20 protein-coding genes are annotated in these 24,049 nt (G+C 60.8%); 14 read left to right on the plus strand and 6 right to left on the minus strand.

The window, feature by feature from the left end:
* Nucleotides 1–11 precede the first annotated feature (11 nt).
* Complete coding sequence (locus HED64_RS05575) at nucleotides 12–614, minus strand: TetR/AcrR family transcriptional regulator (RefSeq protein ID WP_168151033.1); 603 nt, start codon at nucleotides 612–614, stop codon at nucleotides 12–14.
* Nucleotides 615–779: 165 nt separating this feature from the next.
* Here HED64_RS05575 and HED64_RS05580 point away from each other — a divergent pair, with 165 nt between their 5' ends.
* The 3 genes from HED64_RS05580 (at nucleotide 780) to HED64_RS05590 (ending at nucleotide 5,195) form a co-directional block, all read left to right on the plus strand.
* Nucleotides 780–1,856 (plus strand): alkene reductase, encoded by a 1,077-nt coding sequence (locus tag HED64_RS05580; RefSeq protein WP_168151034.1) that lies wholly within the window; start codon nucleotides 780–782, stop codon nucleotides 1,854–1,856.
* Nucleotides 1,857–1,931: 75 nt separating this feature from the next.
* Nucleotides 1,932–2,645 (plus strand): SDR family oxidoreductase, encoded by a 714-nt coding sequence (locus HED64_RS05585; RefSeq protein WP_168151035.1) that lies wholly within the window; start codon nucleotides 1,932–1,934, stop codon nucleotides 2,643–2,645.
* A gap of 165 nt (nucleotides 2,646–2,810) precedes the next feature.
* Nucleotides 2,811–5,195: an ATP-binding cassette domain-containing protein gene (locus tag HED64_RS05590; RefSeq protein WP_168151036.1), complete on the plus strand. Its 2,385-nt coding sequence runs from the start codon at nucleotides 2,811–2,813 to the stop codon at nucleotides 5,193–5,195.
* Nucleotides 5,196–5,280: 85 nt separating this feature from the next.
* Here HED64_RS05590 and HED64_RS05595 read toward each other — a convergent pair whose 3' ends face one another.
* Nucleotides 5,281–5,514, minus strand: coding sequence for a hypothetical protein (locus tag HED64_RS05595; protein ID WP_168151037.1), 234 nt, complete (start codon nucleotides 5,512–5,514; stop codon nucleotides 5,281–5,283).
* A 149-nt stretch (nucleotides 5,515–5,663) separates the two neighbouring features.
* Nucleotides 5,664–6,116, minus strand: coding sequence for a MarR family winged helix-turn-helix transcriptional regulator (locus tag HED64_RS05600; protein ID WP_342590656.1), 453 nt, complete (start codon nucleotides 6,114–6,116; stop codon nucleotides 5,664–5,666).
* Between the two features lie 329 nt (nucleotides 6,117–6,445).
* Here HED64_RS05600 and HED64_RS05605 point away from each other — a divergent pair, with 329 nt between their 5' ends.
* The 7 genes from HED64_RS05605 (at nucleotide 6,446) to HED64_RS05635 (ending at nucleotide 14,603) form a co-directional block, all read left to right on the plus strand.
* Nucleotides 6,446–7,651, plus strand: coding sequence for a cytidylyltransferase domain-containing protein (locus HED64_RS05605; protein WP_168151038.1), 1,206 nt, complete (start codon nucleotides 6,446–6,448; stop codon nucleotides 7,649–7,651).
* 89 nt (nucleotides 7,652–7,740) lie between these two features.
* Complete coding sequence (locus HED64_RS05610; protein WP_132360760.1) at nucleotides 7,741–8,634, plus strand: N-acetylneuraminate synthase family protein; 894 nt, start codon at nucleotides 7,741–7,743, stop codon at nucleotides 8,632–8,634.
* Between the two features lie 128 nt (nucleotides 8,635–8,762).
* On the plus strand, nucleotides 8,763–9,785 hold the full coding sequence (locus tag HED64_RS05615) for a glycosyltransferase family 2 protein (protein ID WP_168151039.1): 1,023 nt from the start codon (nucleotides 8,763–8,765) through the stop codon (nucleotides 9,783–9,785).
* Nucleotides 9,782–11,155, plus strand: coding sequence for a polysialyltransferase family glycosyltransferase (locus HED64_RS05620; RefSeq protein WP_168151040.1), 1,374 nt, complete (start codon nucleotides 9,782–9,784; stop codon nucleotides 11,153–11,155). The genes HED64_RS05615 and HED64_RS05620 overlap by 4 nt, the downstream gene beginning before the upstream one ends.
* 7 nt (nucleotides 11,156–11,162) lie before the next feature.
* Nucleotides 11,163–12,158 (plus strand): hypothetical protein, encoded by a 996-nt coding sequence (locus HED64_RS05625; RefSeq protein ID WP_342590657.1) that lies wholly within the window; start codon nucleotides 11,163–11,165, stop codon nucleotides 12,156–12,158.
* Nucleotides 12,155–13,387: a DUF6716 putative glycosyltransferase gene (locus HED64_RS05630; RefSeq protein ID WP_168151042.1), complete on the plus strand. Its 1,233-nt coding sequence runs from the start codon at nucleotides 12,155–12,157 to the stop codon at nucleotides 13,385–13,387. The genes HED64_RS05625 and HED64_RS05630 overlap by 4 nt, the downstream gene beginning before the upstream one ends.
* 130 nt (nucleotides 13,388–13,517) lie before the next feature.
* Nucleotides 13,518–14,603: an inositol-3-phosphate synthase gene (locus HED64_RS05635; protein WP_168151043.1), complete on the plus strand. Its 1,086-nt coding sequence runs from the start codon at nucleotides 13,518–13,520 to the stop codon at nucleotides 14,601–14,603.
* A gap of 84 nt (nucleotides 14,604–14,687) precedes the next feature.
* Here the strand turns inward: HED64_RS05635 and HED64_RS05640 are convergent, their stop codons facing one another.
* Nucleotides 14,688–16,367: a formate--tetrahydrofolate ligase gene (locus HED64_RS05640; protein ID WP_425351779.1), complete on the minus strand. Its 1,680-nt coding sequence runs from the start codon at nucleotides 16,365–16,367 to the stop codon at nucleotides 14,688–14,690.
* Between the two features lie 207 nt (nucleotides 16,368–16,574).
* Between HED64_RS05640 and HED64_RS05645 the strand changes: the two genes are divergently transcribed.
* Complete coding sequence (locus HED64_RS05645; RefSeq protein ID WP_168151045.1) at nucleotides 16,575–17,459, plus strand: Cof-type HAD-IIB family hydrolase; 885 nt, start codon at nucleotides 16,575–16,577, stop codon at nucleotides 17,457–17,459.
* Nucleotides 17,460–17,766: 307 nt separating this feature from the next.
* Here the strand turns inward: HED64_RS05645 and HED64_RS05650 are convergent, their stop codons facing one another.
* Together HED64_RS05650 and HED64_RS05655 are read right to left on the minus strand one after the other, a co-directional pair.
* Nucleotides 17,767–17,913: a hypothetical protein gene (locus HED64_RS05650; RefSeq protein ID WP_168151046.1), complete on the minus strand. Its 147-nt coding sequence runs from the start codon at nucleotides 17,911–17,913 to the stop codon at nucleotides 17,767–17,769.
* Between the two features lie 397 nt (nucleotides 17,914–18,310).
* Nucleotides 18,311–19,753 (minus strand): CCA tRNA nucleotidyltransferase, encoded by a 1,443-nt coding sequence (locus tag HED64_RS05655; protein WP_168151047.1) that lies wholly within the window; start codon nucleotides 19,751–19,753, stop codon nucleotides 18,311–18,313.
* Between the two features lie 170 nt (nucleotides 19,754–19,923).
* Here HED64_RS05655 and HED64_RS05660 point away from each other — a divergent pair, with 170 nt between their 5' ends.
* The 3 genes from HED64_RS05660 to HED64_RS05670 all read left to right on the plus strand — a co-directional run bounded on the left by HED64_RS05660 (nucleotide 19,924) and on the right by HED64_RS05670 (nucleotide 23,945).
* The gene (locus tag HED64_RS05660) at nucleotides 19,924–20,469 is read left to right on the plus strand and encodes an NUDIX hydrolase (RefSeq protein WP_132360776.1); all 546 of its coding nucleotides are present in this window, start codon (nucleotides 19,924–19,926) and stop codon (nucleotides 20,467–20,469) included.
* A complete protein-coding gene (gene murJ / locus HED64_RS05665) occupies nucleotides 20,453–22,183 on the plus strand; it encodes a murein biosynthesis integral membrane protein MurJ (RefSeq protein ID WP_281069192.1) in 1,731 nt (576 codons plus the stop codon). The genes HED64_RS05660 and murJ overlap by 17 nt, the downstream gene beginning before the upstream one ends.
* A gap of 142 nt (nucleotides 22,184–22,325) precedes the next feature.
* On the plus strand, nucleotides 22,326–23,945 hold the full coding sequence (locus HED64_RS05670) for a hypothetical protein (RefSeq protein ID WP_168151049.1): 1,620 nt from the start codon (nucleotides 22,326–22,328) through the stop codon (nucleotides 23,943–23,945).
* The last annotated feature ends 104 nt before the right edge of the window (nucleotides 23,946–24,049 follow it).

Raw genomic sequence — 24,049 nt, forward strand, 5'->3', positions numbered from 1 at the left:
GGGGCGCGGGGTCAGCGGGGCAGGATCGCCGCAAGCTGCGTGCGGATCTGCGCAAGAATCTCCTGGTTGCTCGCACCGACATTCACGCTTGCCGCTAGGTCCATGAACATAATCGCCGAAACCACCCCGGCAAGCGTTGCGGCCTCCGGCGCCGCAACCTGCGCTCGCTCAACAAGGATCTCGGCAACGGCTTGCTGCGTCTGCGCAACGATGGACAGTGCCTCGGCATGGTGTGGTTCGGACGGGTCTCCGAAGACCATCTCCCGCAGGTACGTGCGGCCGTTCTCCACTTGGACACGGTTGCAGTCCACGACCTCTGCAATCAGCGCCAGCATCCCGTCGAGGGCGGTTTCCGTGTCAGCAACTGCGGCGCGCCCGCGCTCCAGCGCTGCGGCGTAGTGAAGGTTCTGCACCAGCAGCAGCAACTCACCCTTGGTCTTGGCATAAAGGAACAACGTGCCGGTACCGATATCCGCGGCATCGGCGATCTGCTGGGTGGTGACTTCGTCAACGCCGTACTCGGCGAACAACTGACTGGCGGCCGCGGTGATGCGCTCGAGCTTGGCCTGCTTATTCCGCTCGCGTCGACCGAGGGGCTGGGGCTCGACTGGCATCGGGGGTTCCTCCTGGAATAAACTATGACTAGACTCAGTTTTGATTATAGTCACTGTTGCGTGGACTCGGAAATATCTTCACTCATTCTCCCACGATGGTGCGAGACCACCGGGTCGCGCGCCGGTTGCAGTGCTCCTCCACTAGTTGCAAAGGAAACCCTCGTAATGACGTCATCTTCCCTGTGGCAGCCGTTCACTCTCGGCCGGATTGAACTGCCCCATCGCCTAGCCCTGGCACCCATGACCCGCAACCGCTCAAACGCCGATGGCACGCCAGGTGAGCACGTGGCGGCCTACTACGCCCAGCGTGCATCGCTGGGACTGGTCATCAGCGAGGGAACCCAGCCCTCCGCGGACGGCCAGGGCTACTTCAACACGCCCGGCATCTACACCCCCGAACAGATCGAGGCATGGCGGAACGTCGCCGACGCGGTGCATGAGAAGGGTGGGCACCTGTTCATCCAGCTGATGCACGTCGGGCGAATCTCTCACCCGGAGAACACCGAGCACCACCGTCAATCAGTCGCTCCGTCCGCGATCTCCGCCGAGCAGGAGATCTACACCGCCGCGGGGCCGAAGCAAACCCCCGCCCCGCGCGAGCTGAGCATCGAAGAGATCCAGGAAGTCATCGGCGAGTTCCGGCACGCCGCGGCCGCGGCCATCGCAGCAGGAGCCGACGGGGTGGAAATTCACGCCGCCAACGGCTACCTGCTGCACCAGTTCCTGGCCCCGAATGCCAATGAGCGCACGGACGAATATGGCGGATCGGTTCAGAACCGCTCCCGCTTTGTCGTCGAGGTCGCACGGGCCGTGGCGGAGGAAATCGGCGCAGATCGCACCGGCATCCGCATCTCCCCCGCCTTCCCACTCGGCGGTCTAAACGAGGGTGACGCCGCGGCGGTGCACGCCCAGTACCAGCACCTGGTGGGCGAGCTCGCCCCATTGAACCTGGTCTACCTGCATGTTCACCACCTGGGCGACGACGTCTTGCTGCGCTCCTTGCGCGACGCGTGGCCCACCGCGGTACTCGTGGTCCGCTACGGCCGCGATCGAGACTCGATTGCCGCCGACATCGACGCGGGTCTGGCAGACATTGCCCCGTTGGGGCGCTTCGCCCTGGCCAACCCGGACGTTGTTGAGCGGCTGCGCACCGATGCGCCGCTCAACGACCTCGACCCGAGAACGCTCTACACCGGAGGGGCCAACGGCTACATCGATTACCCGGTCCTCGCCCAGGTCTGATACCACCACACCACCGGGCGCCGCTGTGCGGATTCGCCCGAACATCAACGTCTTAGAGCAAAGGAAACACCCATCATGACTTCATTAAATGGCGCCATCGTCCTCGTCACCGGCGCGAACGGGGGAATAGGCGGGCACTTTGTTCGCGAAGCCCTCGCCCGCGGCGCAGCCAAGGTGTACGCCTCCGCCCGCACCCCGCAAGAATGGGACGACGCACGCGTCGTGCCACTGCGCCTCGACGTGACCGACCCCGCATCCATCGCGGCCGCCGTTGAGGCTGCGGCCGATACGACGGTGTTGATCAACAACGCCGGCGCAGGGGTGTCCTCCCCCGGCATCCTCACCCAGAGCGATGAGGAAATCCGGCGCAATGTCGAAACCAACTTCCTCGGCCCGCTCTTCCTCACCCGTGCCTTCGCACCCGTCCTAACCACGAAGGCAGGTGACACGGCGATCATCAACATCCACTCGGCCCTCGCCTGGTACGCCACGGTAGGGATTTACTCGGCCACCAAGGCCGCTTTGTGGTCAGCGACGAACTCCCTGCGCCTCGAACTTCAGCCCGCGGGTGTCCAGGTCGTCGGTGTGCACGTCGGTTGGGTCGATACCCCCATGGCCGCCGGCACCACCGATCCGAAGCTGGATCCCGCGGTCCTGGTGAGCAAGGTCCTTGATGCGACCGAGGCGGGCGAGTACGAAGTCCTCGCCGATGACACCTCCGTGCAGCTCAAGGCCGCACTTTCGGCCCCGCTTCAGGCTCTCTACACGCAGCTCAGCGCTGCGGAGTAGGTATTCCGGTGCGGATGCCGGCGCTTTTACGAGCGCCGGCATCCCCGGCCGCTCCGGGCCTGTCCCAAGGTCAAGCAGTTTTCAAGAAGCTCACTTCACGGTGCTGGCGCTAGTGTAGGCATCGGGAGTTTCGGCGACGCGGAACCTGCAGCAGATGGAGAGACGATGACCAGCCAGAGTACAAGCAACGCAGCACCGGTGCACGCCGCCGACAGCCACGAGGTCATCCGCGTGCGCGGGGCGAGGGTGAATAACCTCAAGGACATTAGCGTCGAGATCCCGAAACGGCGCCTCACGGTGTTCACCGGGGTTTCGGGCTCCGGGAAATCCTCGCTGGTCTTCGGTACCATCGCCGCCGAGTCCCAGCGCATGATTAACGAGACCTACTCCGCGTTTGTGCAGGGGTTCATGCCCACCCTGGCTCGTCCCGAGGTAGACACCCTGGAGGGCCTGACCACTGCCATTCTGGTGGATCAGGAGCGTTTGGGCGCAAACCCGCGTTCCACCGTTGGCACGGTCACCGATGCCAATGCCATGCTGCGCATCGTCTTTTCCCGCCTCGCCGAGCCGCACATCGGCTCGCCACAGGCCTACTCCTTTAACGTCCCTTCGGTCTCTGGCGCGGGCGCGGTCACCATCGAAAAGGGCGGGAAGAAGATCAAGGAGCGACGCTCCTTCTCCATCACCGGCGGTATGTGCCCCGAGTGTGAGGGCCGCGGCAAGGTTAACGACTTTGACCTCACGGCACTCTTTGATGCGGAAAAGTCCCTGAGCGAGGGTGCCTTGACCATCCCCGGGTACTCGATGGACGGCTGGTACGGCCGGATTTTCGCCGGCTCCGGCTACTTCGACATGGACAAGAAACTTGGCGCTTTCTCCCAGCAGGAACTTGATGATCTGCTCTACCGCGAGCCGACCAAGATCAAGGTGGAGGGCATCAACCTCACCTATGAGGGCATCATTCCCAAGATGCAGAAATCATTCCTGGCCAAAGACGTTGAGGCCATGCAGCCACACATCCGCGCCTTCGTTGAGCGCGCCATCACCTTCACCAATTGCCCCGAGTGCGAGGGCACCCGGCTGGCCGAGCACGCCCGAAACTCCAGAATCGAGGGCAAGTCCATCGCCGATGCCTGCTCGATGCAGATCAGTGATCTGGCCGTTTGGGTGCGCTCGCTCAAGGAAGCTTCGGTGGCCCCACTGTTGGAGGCACTCGGCGATACCCTGGATTCCTTTGTCGACATCGGGTTGGGCTACCTCTCGCTGGAGCGTCCCTCCGGCACACTCTCCGGCGGTGAGGCGCAACGGACCAAGATGATCCGGCATCTGGGTTCCTCGCTGACGGATGTCACCTACGTCTTTGACGAACCCACCATCGGATTGCACCCTCACGACATCGACAAGATGAACGAGCTGCTACTGGCCCTTCGCGATAAGGGCAATACAGTGCTGGTGGTTGAGCACAAGCCCGAGGCCATTAACATCGCCGACCACGTGGTTGATTTGGGACCAAAGGCCGGTGCCGGCGGCGGTCAGATCATGTTTGAAGGCACGGTTGCCGACCTGCGCGCATCCGACACCATCACCGGGCACCATCTGGATGACCGCACCACGCTGAAGAACACCGTCCGCCCCTGGACCCAGGCCCTTGAGGTCCGCGGGGCAAACACCAACAACCTCAAGAACGTGGATGTCGACATCCCGCTGGGGGTACTCACGGTGCTCACGGGTGTTGCCGGCTCCGGCAAGAGCTCACTGATCCGCGGCTCGGTGTCCGGCCATGAGGGCGTCATCAGCGTTGATCAGGGTGCCATCAAGGGCTCGCGGCGTTCCAACCCGGCCACCTATACCGGGTTACTTGAACCGATTCGCAAAGCGTTTGCGAAGGCCAACGGCGTGAAGCCGGCGCTTTTCAGCGCAAATTCCGAGGGCGCCTGCCCCACCTGCAACGGCGCCGGTGTCATCTACACCGATCTGGGCATGATGGCGGGGGTCTCCAGCACCTGCGAGGAGTGCGACGGCAAGCGTTTTGACGCGATGGTGCTCGAGTACAAGCTCGGCGACAAGGACATCTCCGAGGTATTGGCCATGTCAGTGGACAACGCCCTGGTCTTCTTCGCCGACGGCGAGGCAAAGCTGCCGGCCGCGCACAAGATTCTTTCTCGACTTTCGGACGTGGGGCTGGGTTACATCAGTCTGGGCCAACCGCTGACAACACTCTCCGGCGGTGAACGCCAACGCCTCAAGCTCGCCACCCACATGGGCGAAAAGGGCGGCATCTACATTCTTGACGAGCCGACCACCGGCCTACACCTGGCCGATGTTCAACAACTGCTGGGTCTGCTTGACCGGTTGGTGGAGTCGGGAAAGTCGGTCATCGTGATCGAGCACCACCAAGCGGTCATGGCCCACGCGGATTGGATCATCGATTTGGGTCCGGGCGCCGGCCACGCGGGTGGTTCCATCGTTTTTGAAGGCACGCCTGCACGATTGGTGGCCGAGTCTGCCACGCTGACCGGAAAGCACCTGGCCGCCTACATCGGCGACTAGTACCCCTCCCTCGTGTGCTGGCAGCGCATCCGACCCTCAGGTCGGGTGCGCCGTTTTGTCGCTGACCGGGATGAGTCAGCGGGTATCAGCTAGCGGCGGTTGAAATGACCTCATCGGGTGCCGAAGTGCCGGCAACTTCGTGGGCGCGCAAGACGATGCGAGCGCGCTCGCGCTTCATCTTCTGGCGCGGGTCCCGGTGCGGCAAGAGGTCCGCCGGTCCGAAGATGGAGAACCCGAGGTACTGAAGCCGCCAGAAAAATCTGTAGCTGAGACTCAGCCCGGTGATGTCTTCGATGATGGGCAAACTCTTGTCACTCATACTTCTCGCCTCACTTTCTCTGGGAACCCTCATCGGCTGCTTAACGATTCGGGGGTTTAGCAGAACACGTCCGCCTTATTAGATTGTAGGCCAATGATTGGTGCACCAACTAAATGGCCAAACAAGGACATCAGCAAAATCTGCGTTTTCTAGTGGGGCGCGTTCGCGGCCGCCGCTATAACCTTTTTCATGGTTCGATGAAGAAGGGCCAGCTCGTCTGCGTCCATATCCAACCTACGCATCATTTCCTTGGGAATCTCCAAGGCCTGGACCCGGGCCTCACGGCCCTTTGGTGTTAGCACGATCTCCAGCGTCCGCTCATCACTCACACTGCGACTGCGCTGCACAAAGCCCAACGCCTCTATGCGCTTCACCAGTGGAGATAGGGTCCCCGGATCCAGCTGCAGGAGGCTACTCAGCTCCTTGATCGACAGTGGCTCGTGCTCCCACAGGGTCAGCATGACCAGGTATTGCGGGTGGGTTAGTCCCATGGGCTCAAGAACGGGGCGGTAGGCGGCAATCACACTGCGTGATGCCAAGGACAGCGCAAAACACACCTGATTCTCTAGCGCCAGCGGATCAACCAGAGGCTTATCACTCACTTTGTTCCCTGCTTTTGGTGTACTCATCGTTCTGACCATCATATGTACCGCAGTCGCGGCCATGACACCGGGGGCGCCGTACCGTAGGTCGCTGGGCCGCCGGCACCAGTGACCTCGAGAGCTCACGAGAAATCGCCGAACGGCACTGCCACCAAGCCTTATTCGATGTCCAACACCCGTACTCGGGAGACCGCCGGCTCTCGGTTTCACCCTTTTCACCTCATGCTGACAAGGCAAAATATGCATCTGCGTACTTGTCTCCCAGTTGTCGCCTCCCGTTAACCTAAATGCGGTCCGATGGTTGATTAGCGCCGATAGCGTCTTTGGTTGTGAGCACGAACAGCAAAGCAAAGACCCTAGTAATCATCCCGGCACGGGGTGGTTCAAAAGGGATCCCGCTTAAAAACCTGCGCAGGATCGGCGGCCAAACCTTGTTGGCACGGGCCATTGAATCCGCGTTTGCCACGCCGTCAGTTCTCGACGTCGTAGTCAGCACGGATCACCCGGAAATCAAGGCAGAAGCCCTGGCACATGGTGCAACGGTCATTGACCGCCCGGCAGAAATCGCCGGTGACACAGCAAGCAGCGAATCGGTACTGTTGCACGCCCTGGGCACGCTGGACGTACTCCCGCAAATTACCGTCTTCATCCAATGCACCTCGCCGGTCATCGACCCGGCAGACCTGCAGGACGCCATCACCACGGTTGCCAGCGGAGCAGCGGACGTCAGCTTCGCAGCGGTCCCGGATCACGGGTTCCACTGGAGCTGCGACGAGACGGGCACGGCCCATGCCAGCGGACACGACGCCGCACGGCGACCACGTCGGCAGGACCGCGAACCACGTTTCCGCGAAACCGGTGCGTTCTATGTCATGGACACCGCAGGTTTCCTAGAGGCCGAACATCGATTCTTTGGTTCCTTGGCCCTGGCCCGGGTTCCGGAAGAACACGGAATCGACATTGATTCCGAGGCCGATCTTGAACTGGCGCAATGGCGCATGAGCCACGGCGAACAGGCCACAAACATCGACGTTGACGCACTCGTCACAGACTTTGATGGCGTCCATACCGAGGACACCGCGTATCTCAGCGAAGACGGCACCGAATCGGTGCGTGTCTCACGCTCCGACGGAATGGGTGTTTCGCTGCTGAAAAAAGCCGGCATACAGCTGCTGATCCTCTCCTCGGAAACCAACCCCGTTGTCACTGCTCGCGGAGCCAAGCTCGGCGTGGAGGTAGCCCAGTCGGTGGGCGACAAGGCAGCGGTACTGGCGAGATGGATGAGCGAGCGTGGACTCGATCCGGCACGTGTTGCCTACCTCGGCAACGACGTAAATGATCTAGCAGCCATGAGCATTATCGGCTGGCCACTGACCGTGGCAGACGCCAGAGAATCGGTGCATGCAGCTTCCCGTCACCGATTGGCCCGCAATGGTGGCCACGGTGCAGTCCGTGAAGCAGCCGAGCTCATCTTGGCAGGCATCAACCTACCCGCAGACGCGGCCACCACACCCGTCCCAGCACTGGTCCATTAGGACCCCCCAAAACTTTCCACCAATCCTCCCCGGTACCCCACACAAAATTAATCCCCGACGGTACCGGAAATCCACGAAAGGCAAGTCCCATGACTATCTCCACCACCGAAACCGCACCCGTCGCCATTGGCGATCAGCTCCTGGGCGCTGGCCAGGCCGTCTACGTCATCGGCGAGATTGGCATCAACCACAACGGTGACCTGGAGATTGCAAAGCAGCTCATCGACGTTTCCGCCAAGGCTGGCGCCAACGCAGTGAAGTTCCAGAAGCGCACCCCGGACATTTCCACCCCGATGGACATGCGTGACAAGATCCGCTCCACCCCGTGGGGCGACATGACCTACCTGGACTACCGCTACCGCGTCGAATTTGATGCGGCACAGTACAAGGAACTGATCCGTTACGCAGCGGCGCAGGGCCTGCACGCCTTCGCTTCCCCGTGGGACGTTCCCTCGGTCGAGTTCATGGAAGAACAGGGCGCCGTCACCCACAAGGTCGCCTCGGCCTCGGTCACCGACATTGAACTGCTCAAGGCACTGGCAGAAACCGGCAAGCCGATCATTCTTTCCACGGGCATGTCCACCATCGAGCAGATCGACAAGGCCGTGGAGACCCTGGGTACCTCGAACCTGGTCATCATGCACGCAACCTCCACCTACCCGTTGCCTCCCGAAGAAGCCAACCTGCGCATGATCACCACGCTGCAGGAACGCTACCAGGTGCCGATCGGTTACTCGGGCCACGAGCGCGGTCTGCAGATCTCGCTGGCAGCCGTCGCCCTAGGCGCCGTCACCGTCGAACGCCACATCACCCTGGACCGCACCATGTGGGGCTCGGATCAGGCTTCCTCGCTGGAACCCAAGGGCTTCGAAGCATTGACCCGCGACATCCGCATCCTCGAAGATGCTATGGGCGACGGCGTCAAGCGCGTCTTCCCGGGCGAGTTGGCTCCGCTGTCCCGCCTGCGTCGCGTGGATGCCTAGTCACCTCCGGTAACACAGCGTTTTATCACCGTGGGGTGTCCGCATATTGCGGGCGCCCCAGCGGCATGATGTGGCACTTTCTGCCATAACTACGATTCCCCCAGACCTAAGGACCACCTCCACTTCCTATGTCCACAACAACGGAACAACCCTTAACCCGCACCCGCGTCCCCGGTCGCATCAGCGTCATCATTCCGGCGATGAACCAGCAGGATTACATCGGCGACGCACTGGCGTCCCTGGCCCGCCAGCAATTGGGTGAAAGGGAACTGGAAGTCCTCGTTGTTGACGACGCCTCCACCGATGCGACGGCAGCCATCACTGCCGAATTTTCCACGCGAATCCCCGGTTTGAAGATCATCACGCACCCGGTGAATCGTGGAGTTTCTGCGGCAAGGAACAGCGGACTGGAAAACGCCAGCGGAGAATTTGTGGTGTTCCTGGATCCCGATGACTGGTTTGCCCCCACCCATCTGGCCCAGCTGGCCGATGGGCTCCAGGAACTTGGAGTCGACTTTGTGCGCTGTGACCACGTGCGTGTGACGGGCGGGAATCGTGCGGTGCACCGGGCGCCGCAGGTGAATCGACACCAGGCACTGGATCCGGGAGATGACATTAATCCGATCCATACCTCGTCAATGATTGACTACCCCTTTGTCTGGGCAGGAATGTACCGTGGGGCCATGCTGGAGACGGCCGCACCGCGCTTCGACGAAGCGCTGCGGACCTGTGAAGACCGGGCCTGGATGTGGGAACTGAGTCTGAATGCCACGAACTACGCGATCATCAATGCTCCGGGCGTTTTCTACCGCCGCGGCCTGCCCGGGTCCCTCACCCAGGTCTTTGATGAGCGTCAGTTCGATTTTATTGATGCTTACACGCAAATCTTGGACCTCACGCTGAGCAAGGAAGAAAACCAGGTTCATGCACCCAAGGCACTACGCCAGTTCCTAGCCGTCTCCTGTCACCACCTCAAGCGTTCGGGCGATTTCCCCGCCGAACTGCGCGCCCTGCTGCGCACCCGCCTTGCCGAGCGCCTAGCTCAGATCCCCGCCCCGCTATTAGTTGACGCGCTGGAACTGCTTGATGCCCCGCGCCGGAAGATGATCAGCGCGCTGTATGACCCAGCGGCGAAGAAGGACTCCAAATGATCGCGCTCATCCAGGCCTCCACCTACTTCCAGGTAGTTTCTCTGGCCGCCATGGCTGATGCCGGACTGCTGCCGCCAGCCGACCGGCGCATCTTGGTGCTGGCCAACGGCAGCCAAATGCCGGAAATCACCACCGCGCTGCCCGATTACCCGGGATTCGCGGCCCTGGCTGCCCGCTTCGATGGCGTAGTTGATTTGGCCGATCTGCTCTGGCCGCGCCGCTGTGGACAGTTCAACCCGCGGGGCGAAGAACTTGCGCTCTTTGAAAAGCTCCTGCGCCACCGCTGGAACCTTGGCAGCGAGCAGGTGTCTCTGGTGCTTGAATCTATCCAGGTCAACCCCGCCCAGGCGCTGGCACGAATATTCTTCGACGCACCAATTTCCGTGCACTCCGACGGATTGATGTCCTACGGCCCGACCCGCAATAAGTTGCCGCTGCACATGCTCCAGCGACTGCGCGAGACCATCCACATCGACCTGGTCCCGGGCCTTGAACCCATGCTGCTGCTCGAACACCCCGTGCAACGCAAGGTCCTGAAGCTTGAGTCGCTCGCGGCCATTTTTTCCGAACTGGCAGCTGCCGTCGACCCGGCCAGCCTCAACCTGCCCCAAGACGGCGCCCTGGTGGTGGGCCAGTACCTGGGCTCGCTGGGCATCCTTGATACGGCCAAGGAACTCGAACTGCACCAAGGCATGCTGTTGGCCGCCCGTGACGCCGGCGCGCGCTCCGTGGTGTTCAAACCGCACCCGAGCTCGGGCCCCACCGCCGCACTGCAGCTGCGAGCCCGCGCCGAATCCCTCGGCTTGGACTTCCAGATCCTGCAGACAGATCTGCTGGCGGAAACCGTCATCACGCTCATGAAGCCGCTGGCGGTCATCTCCTGCTTCTCCACCGCTCTGCTCAGCGCCAAGAACATGCTCGGCGTCCCGGTGATCGCCGTGGGCACCAGCGAGCTGTTACAGGAGCTCAGCCCGTACCAAAACAGCAACCGGATCCCGCTCTCGATCGTGCACGCCCAACTGGTTCAGGGCGTCAGTTCTCCGGCCGCCAGTGATTCGGTGGACGAGCTCACGCCCTTGCTGCGCGCTGTAGCCTACTGCATGCAATACCAGAACCTGCCGGAATTGCGCGACGAGGCAGCCGAATTCCTCTCCGTGAACTACCTGCGTTTCGAGCAGCACTTTAAGCGCCGACGCATTGCTGCCCTGGAGCTTCCTCCGTCATGGGCACACCCGCGGCGCAGCGGCAGGGTCATTCCCGGGGCCGCCTTCGGGCGCAAGATCCAGCGCCGTGTACTGCGTCTGTCCTCACGGTCGCTGGCCAAGGTGGCGCGCACCTTACAAGAGACCTCCACCCGTGTCTCCCGCTGAATCACCGGTGGCTAGACCCCGCTTCGGCCATGCCGAGGTGTGGGTTGAATCGCCCCTGCAGTTACTTTCCGCCATTGAGGCTCACGGAGCGGGACTGCTGGGTACCACCAGCCGCATCCACCCGCGCGGGGGCACCACCACCCTTGACGCGACGCTGGAGACGCTGATCGCCCAGGCCCCGGTCGGGGTCGAATTCGCTCACGCGGCGCGGACCCCGCCAACGCCAGGCTCCGTTGGCGCACGACGATGGGTCACCGGAGACGCCTATTCGGGACGTGTCCAGCGTGCACTGCTGGGTCACATTGCCGTCAAGGAAGTGATGATCATCGACGACGGGTTGGCCACGTTGGGGCTGATCAAGGCCCTTGTCTCCGATGACCCCACGCCGCTGATCCGGCCGCGCTCGGCCTCAAGCCCCGCCCGCAAGGCCCTGGGGATCGCCTCCTGGTACCGGCTGCGTTCCTTGGCTCGAGCCGGCCGGCTGCTGATCTTCACCGCCCTGCCGGTGGATCCGGTGGTGGCAGGCAAGTTCCTCGCCTTGGGCGGACATCTGGAATCACATCGTTTCGAATGGCTCAGCACTCAGCCCGTCACCGAGCGCATCGCCGAACCCACCGTGGTGGTAGGTTCGGCCATGGCCGCCGACGGACTGATCAGTCAGGGGCCGTACTTAGACTGGCTGAAGTCTCTGACCCAGGATGGGCCCGTCGCCTATTTCCCGCACCGTCGCGAATCCCAGGACTTCTTGGACCGGCTTGCCGAACAAGAGCTCATTGCGGTGCGCCACCACACCATTCCCATCGAGATGCGACTACGGAACCTGCGCAGCGGACAGGTGGTGCGGGCATTACCTTCCACCGCGCTTCCGTCGCTACGCCTGCTGTTGGGCAGCGCAGGCGTCCGAATCATCGGTAAACCGATCCCTGAAGCTTGGTGGCAACCTGCCGCATCCCCCGAACTGCGCACACATCTTTCCTCGTCACTGGAGCTACTTACCCCATGAATACTCTCTCTTTTAGGCCCAGCATCGTGGCGATCGCCGACTCCGATTCCTACCTGAAGCTTGCCTGCACCACACTCTCGGCACTCGGCCCGGAATGGGATTGCCGCGTGGTGTTAGTCCGCACCCCCATCGCACCCACCACCGAGCAGGTGGCGGCCGCAACCTTTGGCACCAGCTTCGAGAACCAGAACATCGAGGTGATGACGCGCGCGGCACTGAACTTCGATTCGCTGCACGAGCACATCATCTTCGCCGCGGCCACGGGTCCGGTGGTCAGTGAGCTGTTCACCAAATTGCTACGCTCCAAGGCCAATGCGGTGCGCCCCGCGGCACTCATTTCGGCGCTGCCGGGTGTCGCCTATCCCGCCACCACCAAGGGCTGGGGTTACCGACGCAGTGCCGACGCGTTTATCGTCCATTCCCATGCCGAGGCTCGCGAATTCTCCTTCCTTGCCGAACAGGAATCCGGGCATCGTCCAGATATTTTGGTGTCCAAACTGCCCTTCCTGAAAACCGCCGGGTTCCCAATTTCGCTCCAGGGTCCCATCACCACCGTGGTCTTTGCCGCGCAGGCCAAGGTGCCGGTGGAAATCAACGAACGCACCTCAATCCTGTTGGCGCTGGACCGCATCAAATGTCTGAACCCGCAGGTGCGGGTCATCGTGAAGCTGCGTGCGCGGGCGGGGGAACCACAGACCCATGCCGAGGCGCACCCCTTCGACACCCTCTGGGCCTCGCTCGTGGCGGAGGGCAAGGTCGGTCAGGGGCATGTCGAGTTCCTCACCGGTGCCATGGACAAGGTCCTGGTCCCCGGATCCGCGCTGCTGACCGTCTCCTCCACCGCTGCGCTCGAGGCGGTAGACCGTGGATTACCGGTGCTGGTACTCACCGATTTTGGGCTGAATGATCAGATGCTCAATTCGGTGTTCCGCGGTTCGGGGCTGTTGGGTACCTTAGATGACGCGAGTTTGTTGCGTTTTTCCTTCCCGAACCGGGCCTGGTTGCGGGAGAACTACTTCCACCGTCGTGGAACCGAGTTTGTTTCGGCCCTGAACCACTACGCTCAACGTGCCCAGGACAACGCCCTGACAACCACAAATGAGCAATTGTCGATGCTTCGAGAGGTGGCCTTGCGGCAGCGAATCCGCACCTCGCTGCCGCGTCCTGCCCTACAAGTACTGCTACGGATCAGGCGCTGGTGGGTCGGTGCTCGGGGCACGAGTCGCTGATTTTCGCTTTGACTTGTACCACCGCAGGGGCGTCTTGGGAATAAGCTAGCCGTTTTCTCACTTAGCATTGTAGATGTGCTGGACGGTGGGCCTTCCCCTGCCCAGAAGTTTTTGATTTTGAGGAGACAAGGTGTCGGAAAATCCGATTCGGGTTGCAATCGTTGGCGTAGGCAACTGCGCCACGTCATTGGTTCAAGGTGTTGAGTACTACCGTGACGCGGACCCGCAGGCCACAGTTCCCGGCCTGATGCACGTCCAGTTCGGTAAGTACCACGTCAATGACGTGCAGTTCGTGGCGGCTTTCGACGTGGATGAGAAGAAGGTCGGACTGGATCTGGCCGACGCCATCCACGCCTCCGAAAACAACACCATCAAGATCGCCGACGTCCCGACCTCGGGCATCATCGTGCAACGTGGCCACACCCTCGACGGCCTGGGCAAGTACTACCGCGAGACCATCACTGAGTCCTCCGCAGAGCCCGTCGACATGGTGGCAGTGCTCAAGGAGACCAAGGTCGATGTGCTGGTCTGCTACCTGCCGGTCGGTTCGGATGCCGCCGCCAAGTTCTACGCACAGGCATGCATCGATGCAGGCGTGGCCTTCGTCAACGCCCTGCCGGTCTTCATTGCCGGTACCAAGGAATGGGCAGATAAGTTCACCGCTGCCGGTGTCCCGATCGTCGGTGACGACATCAAGTCCCAGATCGGTGCCACCATCACGCACCGTGTGATGGCCAAGCTTTTCGAAGACCGCGGCGTCACCCTGGACCGCACCTACCAGCTGAACGTCGGCGGCAACATGGACTTCAAGAACATGCTTGAGCGCGACCGTCTGGAATCCAAGAAGATCTCCAAGACCCAGGCCGTTACCTCCAACACCTCGGCCAAGCTTGAGGCCGACGACGTGCACATTGGCCCGTCGGACTACGTTGCCTGGCTTGATGACCGCAAGTGGGCCTTCGTGCGCCTTGAGGGCCGCAACTTCGGTGATGCCCCGGTATCGCTGGAATACAAGCTTGAGGTCTGGGATTCACCGAACTCGGCCGGTGTGATCATTGACGCCGTGCGCGCCGCAAAGATCGCCCTGGACCGCGGCATTGGCGGACCGATCCTTTCGGCATCCTCCTACTTCATGAAGTCGCCGCCGGAGCAGTTCAACGACGACATCGCCAAGGAAAAGGTTGAGGCCTTCATCCGTGGCGACATCGAACGCTAAATAGCACCGCCCCGGAACAACTCCGGAACGTAGTGTGGCCGTCACGATCGTGACGGCCACACTACGTTAACGCCCACTGGATGCTCAGGAGAGCCCGACGGCCCGACCCTGCTCATCCACGTCCATATGCATGGCGGCCGGCACCTTGGGCAGGCCCGGCATGGTCATGATGGCACCGGTAATCGCCACGATGAAGCCGGCACCGGTCTTGGGAATCAGTTCGCGCACCTGCACCATGAATCCTTGAGGAGCGCCCAGCAGCGCGGGATCATCGGAGAAGGAATACTGGGTCTTGGCCATGCATACCGGAAGATCGTCCCACCCATTGTCCCGGATTTGTTGGAGCATCCGCTTGGCTCCGGGAGAGTATTCGACGCCGTCTCCGCCATAGATCTCCCGCACGATGGTGAGGATCTTTTCCTCGGTCGGACGCTCCAATTCATAGAGCGGGGCAAAGTCATTCGGGGCGTCGATGGTACGCAGCACCGCCTGGGCCAGTTCGGTGGCACCGGCACCTCCGCGCCCCCACACATCTGCCACGGCGCACTCGATACCCGCTTCAGCCGCCCAGGACGTGATTTCGGCAAGCTCTTCTGGAGTGTCGGTGGTGAATCTGTTCACGGCGATGACCGGCTCCACCCCGAACTTTCTGATGTTTGCTGCATGCCGAGCAAGATTGGCCATCCCCAATCGAACGGCATCAAGATTCTGGGCAGACAACGAATCCTTGGCTACTCCCCCATGCATTTTCAGGGCGCGAACGGTGGCCACCAAAACAACGGCTGATGGGGCACAGCCGGCAAATCTAGCCTTGATATCCATGAACTTCTCGGCCCCTAGGTCGGCTCCGAAACCGGCCTCGGTGACCACCACGTCCGCCAGCGAACGAGCGGTGTTGGTGGCGATGGCGGAGTTGCAGCCGTGAGCAATGTTGGCAAAGGGCCCACCATGAATCAGTGCTGGGGTGCCGGCAATGGTTTGGACCAAGTTGGGCTTGATGGCTTCTTTGAGCAGCATCGTCATGGCACCGGCGGCACCAAGGTCATCGACCGTTACCGGCCGCTTGTCGTAGGTGTAAGCAATGGTCATGCGTCCTAGCCGGGCGCGTAGATCCGATAGCCCCGTGGCCAAACAGAACACCGCCATGACCTCGGAGGCAACGGTGATCTCAAATCCAGTTTCGCGGGGAATTCCCTCGCTCGGCCCGCCAAGTCCGATCACGATGTTGCGTAGTGCCCGGTCGTTCATGTCCAGGACGCGCTTAAACGAGATGCGCCGAGGATCAATGCCTAGGGCATTGCCCTGGTGCAGATGGTTGTCCAGCAACGCCATCAGCAGGTTGTTGGCACTGGTGATGGCATGGAAATCTCCGGTGAAATGCATATTGATTTCATCCATCGGCAACACCTGCGCATAACCACCACCGGTGGCTCCGCCCTTCATACCGAAGATCGGCCCCAAGGAGGGTTCGCGCAGGGCAATCATCGTCTTGGTCCCCGTGGCGGCCAGGGCATCTCCCAGCCCCACCGAGACCGTCGATTTCCCCTCGCCCGCTGGAGTGGGAGAGATTCCGCTGACCAGCACCACTTTGCCGGCTTTAACCCCGCGTGGGAGCAAATGTTGCGGGTCAATCTTGGCCTTGTACCGGCCATAGGGTTCCAATGCCTCTTGCGGTATCCCCGCGGCCTCCGCGATGTGGGCTATTGGCTTGAGCACGGCCCGTGAGGCGATGGCCAGATCGCTCATGTCGGTTTCTGGTGTCACTGTCATGGTGCATGCTCCATCTATCTCGACCCCGTGGGTGGGGATTCTAGAAGACCAAACTCGTTGGTTGTTCATGATGCTTCTTCAAGCTATCACCGCCACCACAGAACCTCCGGCACGTGTGCATTTTCTGTGGTGCCGCTTTTCGGTGACGAGCTGAAACCACCTCGATCCTAAGAAGTACCCAACCATGGAAGAATCGACAGCATGCCCCAGACTCCGCCCTTTGCCCTGTTGCTCGACGTTGACGGTCCTATCGCCTCACCGGTGACCCGTGATGTCACCCCCGAGATCATCTCCCTGTTGTTGGATCTAGCCGGCGCTGGGATCCCTGTCATCTTTAATACCGGTCGCTCGGATGAATTCATCAAGAGCCAAGTTATGGCCCCCATGATCCAGGCAGGAATGCGACAGGACTTAAAGATTCACGCGATCTGCGAAAAGGGAGCCACCTGGTTCACCTTTGGTTCCAAAGGTGCTGAGGAACTTTACATTGATCACGATCTGGCGGTTCCTGGGGCCTATGCGCGGGAGATCCGCGAGCTGGTGGCCACCGATTTCGCGGAGCACATGTTCTTTGATGAGACGAAGCGGGCCATGGTCTCCGTTGAGCAACACATCGTTGCAGACAACACCGAATATCGCCGTGCCCAGGTGAGTTTTGATGCAGCTGCCATGGAAGCGATGACCCGGCATGGATTGGGAGTTCAGCGTCTAGAGGTGAATAAGCCTGATGCAAACAACGACATCGACTACCGTGTGGACCCCACCATTATTTCCACCGATATTGAGTCGGTTCAGTTGGGCAAGGATCTTGGAGCCCGCCGCGCCTTGGAACTGCTGGCCGGGGACGAGATTGTCCCCGCTTCGTGGTTCACGGTGGGCGACTCGCGCACCGACTATGCCATGGCCGATTGGTTGGCCGAAGAAGGGCACCAGGTCAGTCACGTGGATGTGCGCCCCGCCGATGGAATGCCAAGCGGTAAGTCGTACCCGATCTTGACGGCTTCGGATCTGGGCTTAGGCGTTGAGGTTATTCACGATGATGCTGGCGCTGCGTTCCTGCGCCATTGGCAAGCCCAACTCAACTAGGACGTTCTCACAACGTCCCTTATCGGCAAAGCGTAGGTCACTTTTAACCGGCAAAGCCCGCCGGTGAAGCCGGCGGGCTTTGCACTCTGCGATTCAATGATGTTCATAGATCCTTCTTGGTTATCGATAAGTGCAATGAATTCTGGATTAGCCCTTGGTGAAGGTGTCATCCTAAGTCACTCATCGAAGACGGAACGTGATGTCCATCGGCAGATGGTTTCGCAGTTCACGCTCCCGAGCTTCGGGATAGAACTGCGTGTGCAGCCAAGACGGATTCTTGGACTTGCGGTCTTTTGCAGCCACGGTGTTACCTCCCCTCAACCTGGTTGGAGTTGCGGAAGGTGACCTGTTCAGCGGGCCGTGAGCTGCGGGCATGCAGTGCGTCGGGGCCGGTGAAGATTAATTCAGCGGAGCGTGCAGCCTGTGCAGAGATCGAAGCGATCTGGTTAGACATGATAAAAGTTCCTCAAGGACTTGGTCGATTAATGACTCATCAGCCTCGGGAACTTGAAATACTAGGGAAGTACTAGCAGGGCGCCGTTCCAGAGGCGGGGAAAGTAGTTCGCGCGGTAAAGCCGCCGAAGCCATGACGCGGGGCGTAAGTGCCGCCGAAATTCATTGAAATAATCATCATTCCCACCTCCTTTTCTGGAAGAACATGCCAGAAGAATCTGGCGCCAATATTGTCTATGGGATCTCGATGTCTCATTGAGACTTCTCAATCACAAGATCTACGATACACAACATGTCTCAGACACGCCATACCAAAGTGAATAAACCTTAAAAAACAGTGCCTTGTGCGGCGTGTTGACAAAAACACGCCGCACAAGGCCACCGGCTTCAATTCGGAGTTACTGCTCCGGCGAAGATTCCGGCTGTTCGTCCCACCATTGGTGCAGGGCGCTGATGGCCTCTTCCGGGTCGGTCGGCCCCTGGTCGAGTCGTCGCTCAAGCAGGAAGTTGTAGGCGCGTCCTACCACTGGCCCTGGCTTGATACCAAGAATCTCCATGATCTGTTGACCATTAAGATCCGGGCGCACCGCCGCCATTTCTTCCTTCTCGCTGATCTCCGCAATACGCGCCTCGAGGTCGTCGTAGGCGAAGGAGAGGCGGTCTGCTTTCTTCCGGTTGCGTGTGGTCACATCCGAGCGAGTCAGTCGATGTAGGCGCTGCAACAGGTCCCCGGCGTCGTGCACGTACCTGCGCACCGCCGAGTCGCTCCAGCCAGCATCCCCGTAGCCATAGAAGCGCATGTGTAGCTCTACGAGCCGAGCGACCGCCTTGATGGTGTCATTATCGAAGCGCAGGGCACGCATGCGGGCCTTGACCTGCTTGGAGCCGACCACGTCGTGATGTCGGAAGCTCACTGCACCATTGGGTTCGAACTTCCGGGTCGCGGGCTTACCGATATCGTGCATCAGCGCGGCAAAGCGCAAAACGAAGTCGGGACCGGGTACCGGCCCATCTGCAGCACTTTCCAACTTCATCGCCTGCTCCAGCACCGTCAAGGAATGCTCGTAAACATCCTTATGCCGGTGGTGCTCATCAACTTCCAAACGCAGTGCGGACACCTCCGGAAGCACCAAATCGGCCAGGCCGCTGTCAACCAGCAGGTCGATGCCGGCGCGCGGATCAATGCCATTGATCAGCTTCACCAGTTCATCACGCACTCGTTCGGCGGAGATGATGGAGATTCGTTCGGCCATTTCGGTCATGGCACTACGCACGTCCGGTGCCACGGTGATCCCCAGTTGGGAGGCGAAGCGGGCCGCGCGCATCATGCGCAGGGGGTCATCGGAGAATGACATCGAGGGCGCGCCCGGGGTTCGTACTTCACCCTCGGATAGGTCCTTGGCACCGTTGTAGGGGTCCACTAGCTCCAGGCTCGGAAGGCGCAATGCCATCGCGTTCATGGTGAAATCTCGTCGGTAGAGATCGTCTTCCAGCTTGTCACCGAAGGCCACGATGGGTTTGCGTGATGACGGATCGTAGGCATCTGCCCGGTAGGTCGTCACCTCGATGGTGTGCTCGGCCTTGCGCAGGGCAATGGTGCCGAAGTCCCGTCCCACTTCCCAGGTTGCATCCGCCCATCCGGCCACCACAGCAAGAGTCTGATCGGGCGAGGCGCTGGTGGTGAAGTCAAGGTCCGGGGACACTCGACCCAGGAAAAGATCACGCACGGGGCCGCCCACTAGGGAGAGTTCAAAGCCGGAATCGACAAAACGCTGCCCAAGCTCGAGGACGACGGGGGGCAGGAGTTCGGTAAGAACCTGAAAGGACGGTAGTTGCTGCATAGTCCTTTAAGGGTGCCAGACTTTCTGGCTACCGCCATGTTCCTCTCGACTTCATTTGTGCGTTAGCTTCCACACGCCCCATAGACATACACCCGTAAAGAAGTTCGATAACATGCCTGAACAGGGCGGGGCAAGCCACGATGCGTCACAAAAACGATAGAGTGGTTTCCATGGCTCATCCAGTTCCCAGCGCCCCGAAGCGCACGCCGTTGACTGCGTCAATGGCGCATGCGCAGGCGCAAGTGAGCCCGGGACATCATCCGCTGCCCACCGTTGAGGAAGTTTCGGCCGGCGGAGTTGTCATCGACACCTCGCTTCCCAGCCTCCCGGTGGCCATCATCGCCCGGTATAACCGAGGCGGACGACTTGAATGGTGCCTGCCCAAGGGACACCCGGAGGGCCGTGAATCCAACGAGGAAGCAGCCGTCCGCGAGATCGAGGAAGAAACCGGAATTGCCGGCGAGATCTTGGCCCCGTTGGGATCCGTTGACTACTGGTTCACCGTGACGAATTACCGCGTGCATAAGACCGTGCATCATTTCCTGCTCCGTGCCACCGGTGGCGAACTGACCATTGAAAACGATCCAGACCACGAGGCCGTAGACGTGGCGTGGGTCCCCCTGCTTGATCTCGGCAAACGCCTGTCCTTCCCCAATGAGCGGCGTATCGCTGATCTTGCGCGCGAAGTACTCCCTAACTATGTCCCAGGTATCTAAACACCCAGCGCGCCCCAGCACGCCACCTAAAACCCCGCAAGCACCACCAGCGTCGCAATCTCGCGGTTCATCCAAAGCTTACGCTCTGATGGCGTCGGGAACCATGGTTTCCCGCGTCCTCGGATTCATCCGTACTGCGTTGCTTGCCGTTGCCATTGGATCTTCCACGACGATGGCGGATATCTTCGAGAAGGCGAACGTCATCCCGACGATCATCTTCATGTTGTTGGCCGGCGGTATCTTCAACGTGGTCCTGGTACCGCAGCTCATCAAGGCGTCGAAGGCGTCCGATCGGGGTTCCTCTTACACCTCCAAGCTGGTGACCCTCACCATTGTGGTGATGGGTCTGGCCACGGTGCTGCTGACGTTCTTGGCCGGCCCGCTGATCAAGACACTGACCTTGGACTGGACCGAACCCATGATCGCGATGGGAACCACGTTTGCTTACTGGTGCCTACCGCAGATTTTCTTTTACGGCGTCTATGCGGTGATCGGTCAGGTGCTCAACGCGCATAACCGCTTCACGGCATATATGTGGTCCCCTGTCGCGAACAACCTGGTGCAGATCTGCACCATCGGGACATTTATCATCCTGTTCGGGTCCTATAACGGCGTCGACCAGCTGAACAACTGGACCAACGAGCAGACGCTTCTGCTGGCCGGTGGAGCCACCCTAGGCATCGTGGTGCAGGCCCTGGCCCTGTTCTGGCCGCTGCGTAAGGTGGGGCTGAACCTGCGCCCCGATTTCTCCTGGCGCGGCATGGGCCTGCGCCACGTGGGCAAGCTCGCGATCTGGACCCTGGCCTCCATGATGGTGGGGAACATCGCCTCGCTGATCAACTCCAAGTTTGTCTCGGCCACCGCCTCTGCTCGTCTGGCGCTACCGGGAGGGGGCGCTTCTGTTCCGGGCGAACAGGCACTGAATACCTCGCAGTTGATCACCGTGCTGCCACACTCCATCTTTGCCCTCACTCTGGCCACGATGCTCTTTAACGAGTTCACCAAGGCCTTCCATGAGAAGCGTCGTGATGACATTGCTCCGCTGCTTTCCCGGGGATTGCGCACCACCGCGGTGCCCATTGTTTTTGCCTCGGTGGCCTTTATCGTGCTGGCCGGACCGCTGGGCAGGTTGTTCGCAGGTAGCTCCCCGACCTCGATGGAGCAAGGTGCCGCCATCGGTCAGCTCCTGCTGCTGACCACACTGGGCTTGCCCTTCAAATCCGTTCACTTCTTCATGATTCGGGTCTTCTTTGCCGAGGAGGACACCAAAACTCCGATGCTCATTCAGAGCATTATTGCCGGTTTCTGTGTGGTGCTCGCCTTCGCTGCGGTGCAACTTCTCCCCGCGACGGAAATCGCCCGGGCCGTGGCGCTGATTTATGGGGTGTCCAACGTACTTTCGGCGGTGATCGCGCACTTCTTGGTCGTCCGACGCTACGGCGACTACGGAGCCAAGGAGGTAGCAGATACCTACATCCGCATCGGCGTCATGGCCACGGTCTCGGGTCTGGTCGGTGCGGGCGTGCTGTGGCTGCTCGGTGGCTACCATTGGGGCTTTGCCTGGAGCTCAATCGGTGCCGCGGTCATCTCGATCGCGGTTGTCGGAGCGGTCATGGCGGTCGTCTACGTGGTCCTGCTGCGTATGATCCGCTCCGAGGAGTTGGATAATTTCTTGGGCCCAATTGCGAGGAAAATCCCCCAGCTCCGCCGCTAATGTACCGGGGTAGGTACTAGTGGATTGCGGGCTCAGCCGACATCGGCCTTAGTGTTCGCGAAATCCGCACTCCTATCCCGGTAACATGGAACGGGGTACCCATGAGGGTGCCAGCAACGCAATGTAATCCCGGGAGGGAATCGTGTCGCAGCCCATCGACGCAGGCGCCGTACTTGGCGGTCGTTACCAGGTGACCGAATCGGTCTTGACCTCGGCAGACGGTGACCAAGTACTGAGTGGTATCGATCAGGTGCTCAACCGTCCGGTGAGCATTCTTGTCGGTTCAACAGCGAATGCCTCGCAGCTGGCCACGAGTGCGCGCGAAATCGCCACCGGTGAACGCTACGCCACGGTACAGGTCTTAGATCTAGGTATTTCCGAGGGCCACACCTACTTGGTGACCAATCTCGCGGAACCGGCAGATCTTCTTGACCTCGTCATCCAATCGGATGCCCCCTACGTGGAACCGTTCTACACCGATACGCTAGGCACCGAAATCTTCGGCGTCTCGCGCTCCACGGAACCGGCAACCTATGAGGACGACGCCGAGTACTACGAGGATCAGCGCGCCCAGGAGCAGCAGCGTCCAGCGATGCTGGACCGCTTCCCGGAGATCAGCCTCAACGAGAAGCTGAACAACATCAAGGGCCGCTTCACCCGCGGCAAGGCAGCCGGCGAAACCCCGATCGCACCCGCCGCCGCAGTTGGTTCGAACACAGAGCAGGCCCCAGCGGTCGCCGCGCCAGTTGCCCCGGTACCAACCACTACAAGCCCCACGACTCCCCCGGCGGCTGCTTCACCGGCCGTTGCCCCGGCCGCGCCGGTTGAAGCACCAGCACCAAAGCCAGCCCCGGCTGCGAAGCCGACGCCAGCACCGGCAGCAGCAGCGCCGAAGCCGACGCCCAAGGTCTCGCGCGTCGCCCCGGACGACGAACCCGCCGTCACCTCGGCCGCAGCATTGGCAGCCGCACAGAAGTCCCGCGGTCCCAACGTTGATGAAACCGGCCAGCGGACTGCTTCGAGTTTCCCAGTAGCAGCCCAAACGTACTCCGCGGATCCTGTAACCGACTACGAAGATGAAGAAGAAGCAGAAGAGGGCGGGAAGAAGACCACCCGCCTACTCATCGGTGCCCTGCTCTGTGCCGTGTTGGTATTGGCCGTCGTGTTTGCCTACAACGCTCTCGGTAATAAGAATCCCGAGCCGGTTGCTAACTCCTCCGCAACTCAAAGTGCAGCACCCTCTAATAGTGCAGGGAACAGCAGCGAAGCCCCGGAGAAGCCAAGCGCGGAACTGGTCAAGCCAGTAGTCGCAGATATTTCACGTGTGGTTCCGGGCAATCAGGACTTGAATGCACCCACGGATAACACGCTCTCCAACGTCAGCGATGGCAATCCTGCGAGCCTGTACAAGTCCTACTCGTACACCACGCCGCAGTTCGGTGGCTTGGCATCCAACATGGTCATCGTCGCTGAACTTGAGGAAGTTTCGGATATTTCCGAAATCAAACTCGAGGGCATGAACGGGACCGGTGGCTCCTTCGAGATCCGCGTCGGCGAGTCTGATGACCTGTCCGATGCCAAGACGGTCACCAGCGGTTCGTTCACCGGCCCCAGTGTCACCATCCCGGTCAACGGCGATGACGGAGACTCACTTCGCGGACAGTACGTGTTCTTGAACGTCACCGAACTGCCCCGACGAGCCTCCGGAGCCAACGAATCACGTCCATACGGCTTGCAGCTCGGCGAGTTCGGCGTCTCCTAACCACACTGGGCCGGGAATACCAGCACCTTGTTTGCTGTTATGCCGCATAGTCCCCCTCGTTATCCGCGGTGGTCGATAAGACAACACCGCACTTATGAAAGGTT

Source organism: Paeniglutamicibacter terrestris (assembly GCF_012271785.1).
Lineage (GTDB): Bacteria > Actinomycetota > Actinomycetes > Actinomycetales > Micrococcaceae > Paeniglutamicibacter > Paeniglutamicibacter terrestris.

What these genes read in the sequence shown, in the direction of transcription:
- HED64_RS05575 (WP_168151033.1), bottom strand. Translation starts at nt 614, where the DNA reads ATGCCAGTCGAGCCCCAGCCCCTCGGTCGACGCGAGCGGAATAAGCAG.
- HED64_RS05580 (WP_168151034.1), top strand. Translation starts at nt 780, where the DNA reads ATGACGTCATCTTCCCTGTGGCAGCCGTTCACTCTCGGCCGGATTGAA.
- HED64_RS05585 (WP_168151035.1), top strand. Translation starts at nt 1,932, where the DNA reads ATGACTTCATTAAATGGCGCCATCGTCCTCGTCACCGGCGCGAACGGG.
- HED64_RS05590 (WP_168151036.1), top strand. Translation starts at nt 2,811, where the DNA reads ATGACCAGCCAGAGTACAAGCAACGCAGCACCGGTGCACGCCGCCGAC.
- HED64_RS05595 (WP_168151037.1), bottom strand. Translation starts at nt 5,514, where the DNA reads ATGAGTGACAAGAGTTTGCCCATCATCGAAGACATCACCGGGCTGAGT.
- HED64_RS05610 (WP_132360760.1), top strand. Translation starts at nt 7,741, where the DNA reads ATGACTATCTCCACCACCGAAACCGCACCCGTCGCCATTGGCGATCAG.
- HED64_RS05615 (WP_168151039.1), top strand. Translation starts at nt 8,763, where the DNA reads ATGTCCACAACAACGGAACAACCCTTAACCCGCACCCGCGTCCCCGGT.
- HED64_RS05620 (WP_168151040.1), top strand. Translation starts at nt 9,782, where the DNA reads ATGATCGCGCTCATCCAGGCCTCCACCTACTTCCAGGTAGTTTCTCTG.
- HED64_RS05630 (WP_168151042.1), top strand. Translation starts at nt 12,155, where the DNA reads ATGAATACTCTCTCTTTTAGGCCCAGCATCGTGGCGATCGCCGACTCC.
- HED64_RS05645 (WP_168151045.1), top strand. Translation starts at nt 16,575, where the DNA reads ATGCCCCAGACTCCGCCCTTTGCCCTGTTGCTCGACGTTGACGGTCCT.
- HED64_RS05650 (WP_168151046.1), bottom strand. Translation starts at nt 17,913, where the DNA reads ATGTCTAACCAGATCGCTTCGATCTCTGCACAGGCTGCACGCTCCGCT.
- HED64_RS05655 (WP_168151047.1), bottom strand. Translation starts at nt 19,753, where the DNA reads ATGCAGCAACTACCGTCCTTTCAGGTTCTTACCGAACTCCTGCCCCCC.
- HED64_RS05660 (WP_132360776.1), top strand. Translation starts at nt 19,924, where the DNA reads ATGGCTCATCCAGTTCCCAGCGCCCCGAAGCGCACGCCGTTGACTGCG.
- murJ (WP_281069192.1), top strand. Translation starts at nt 20,453, where the DNA reads ATGTCCCAGGTATCTAAACACCCAGCGCGCCCCAGCACGCCACCTAAA.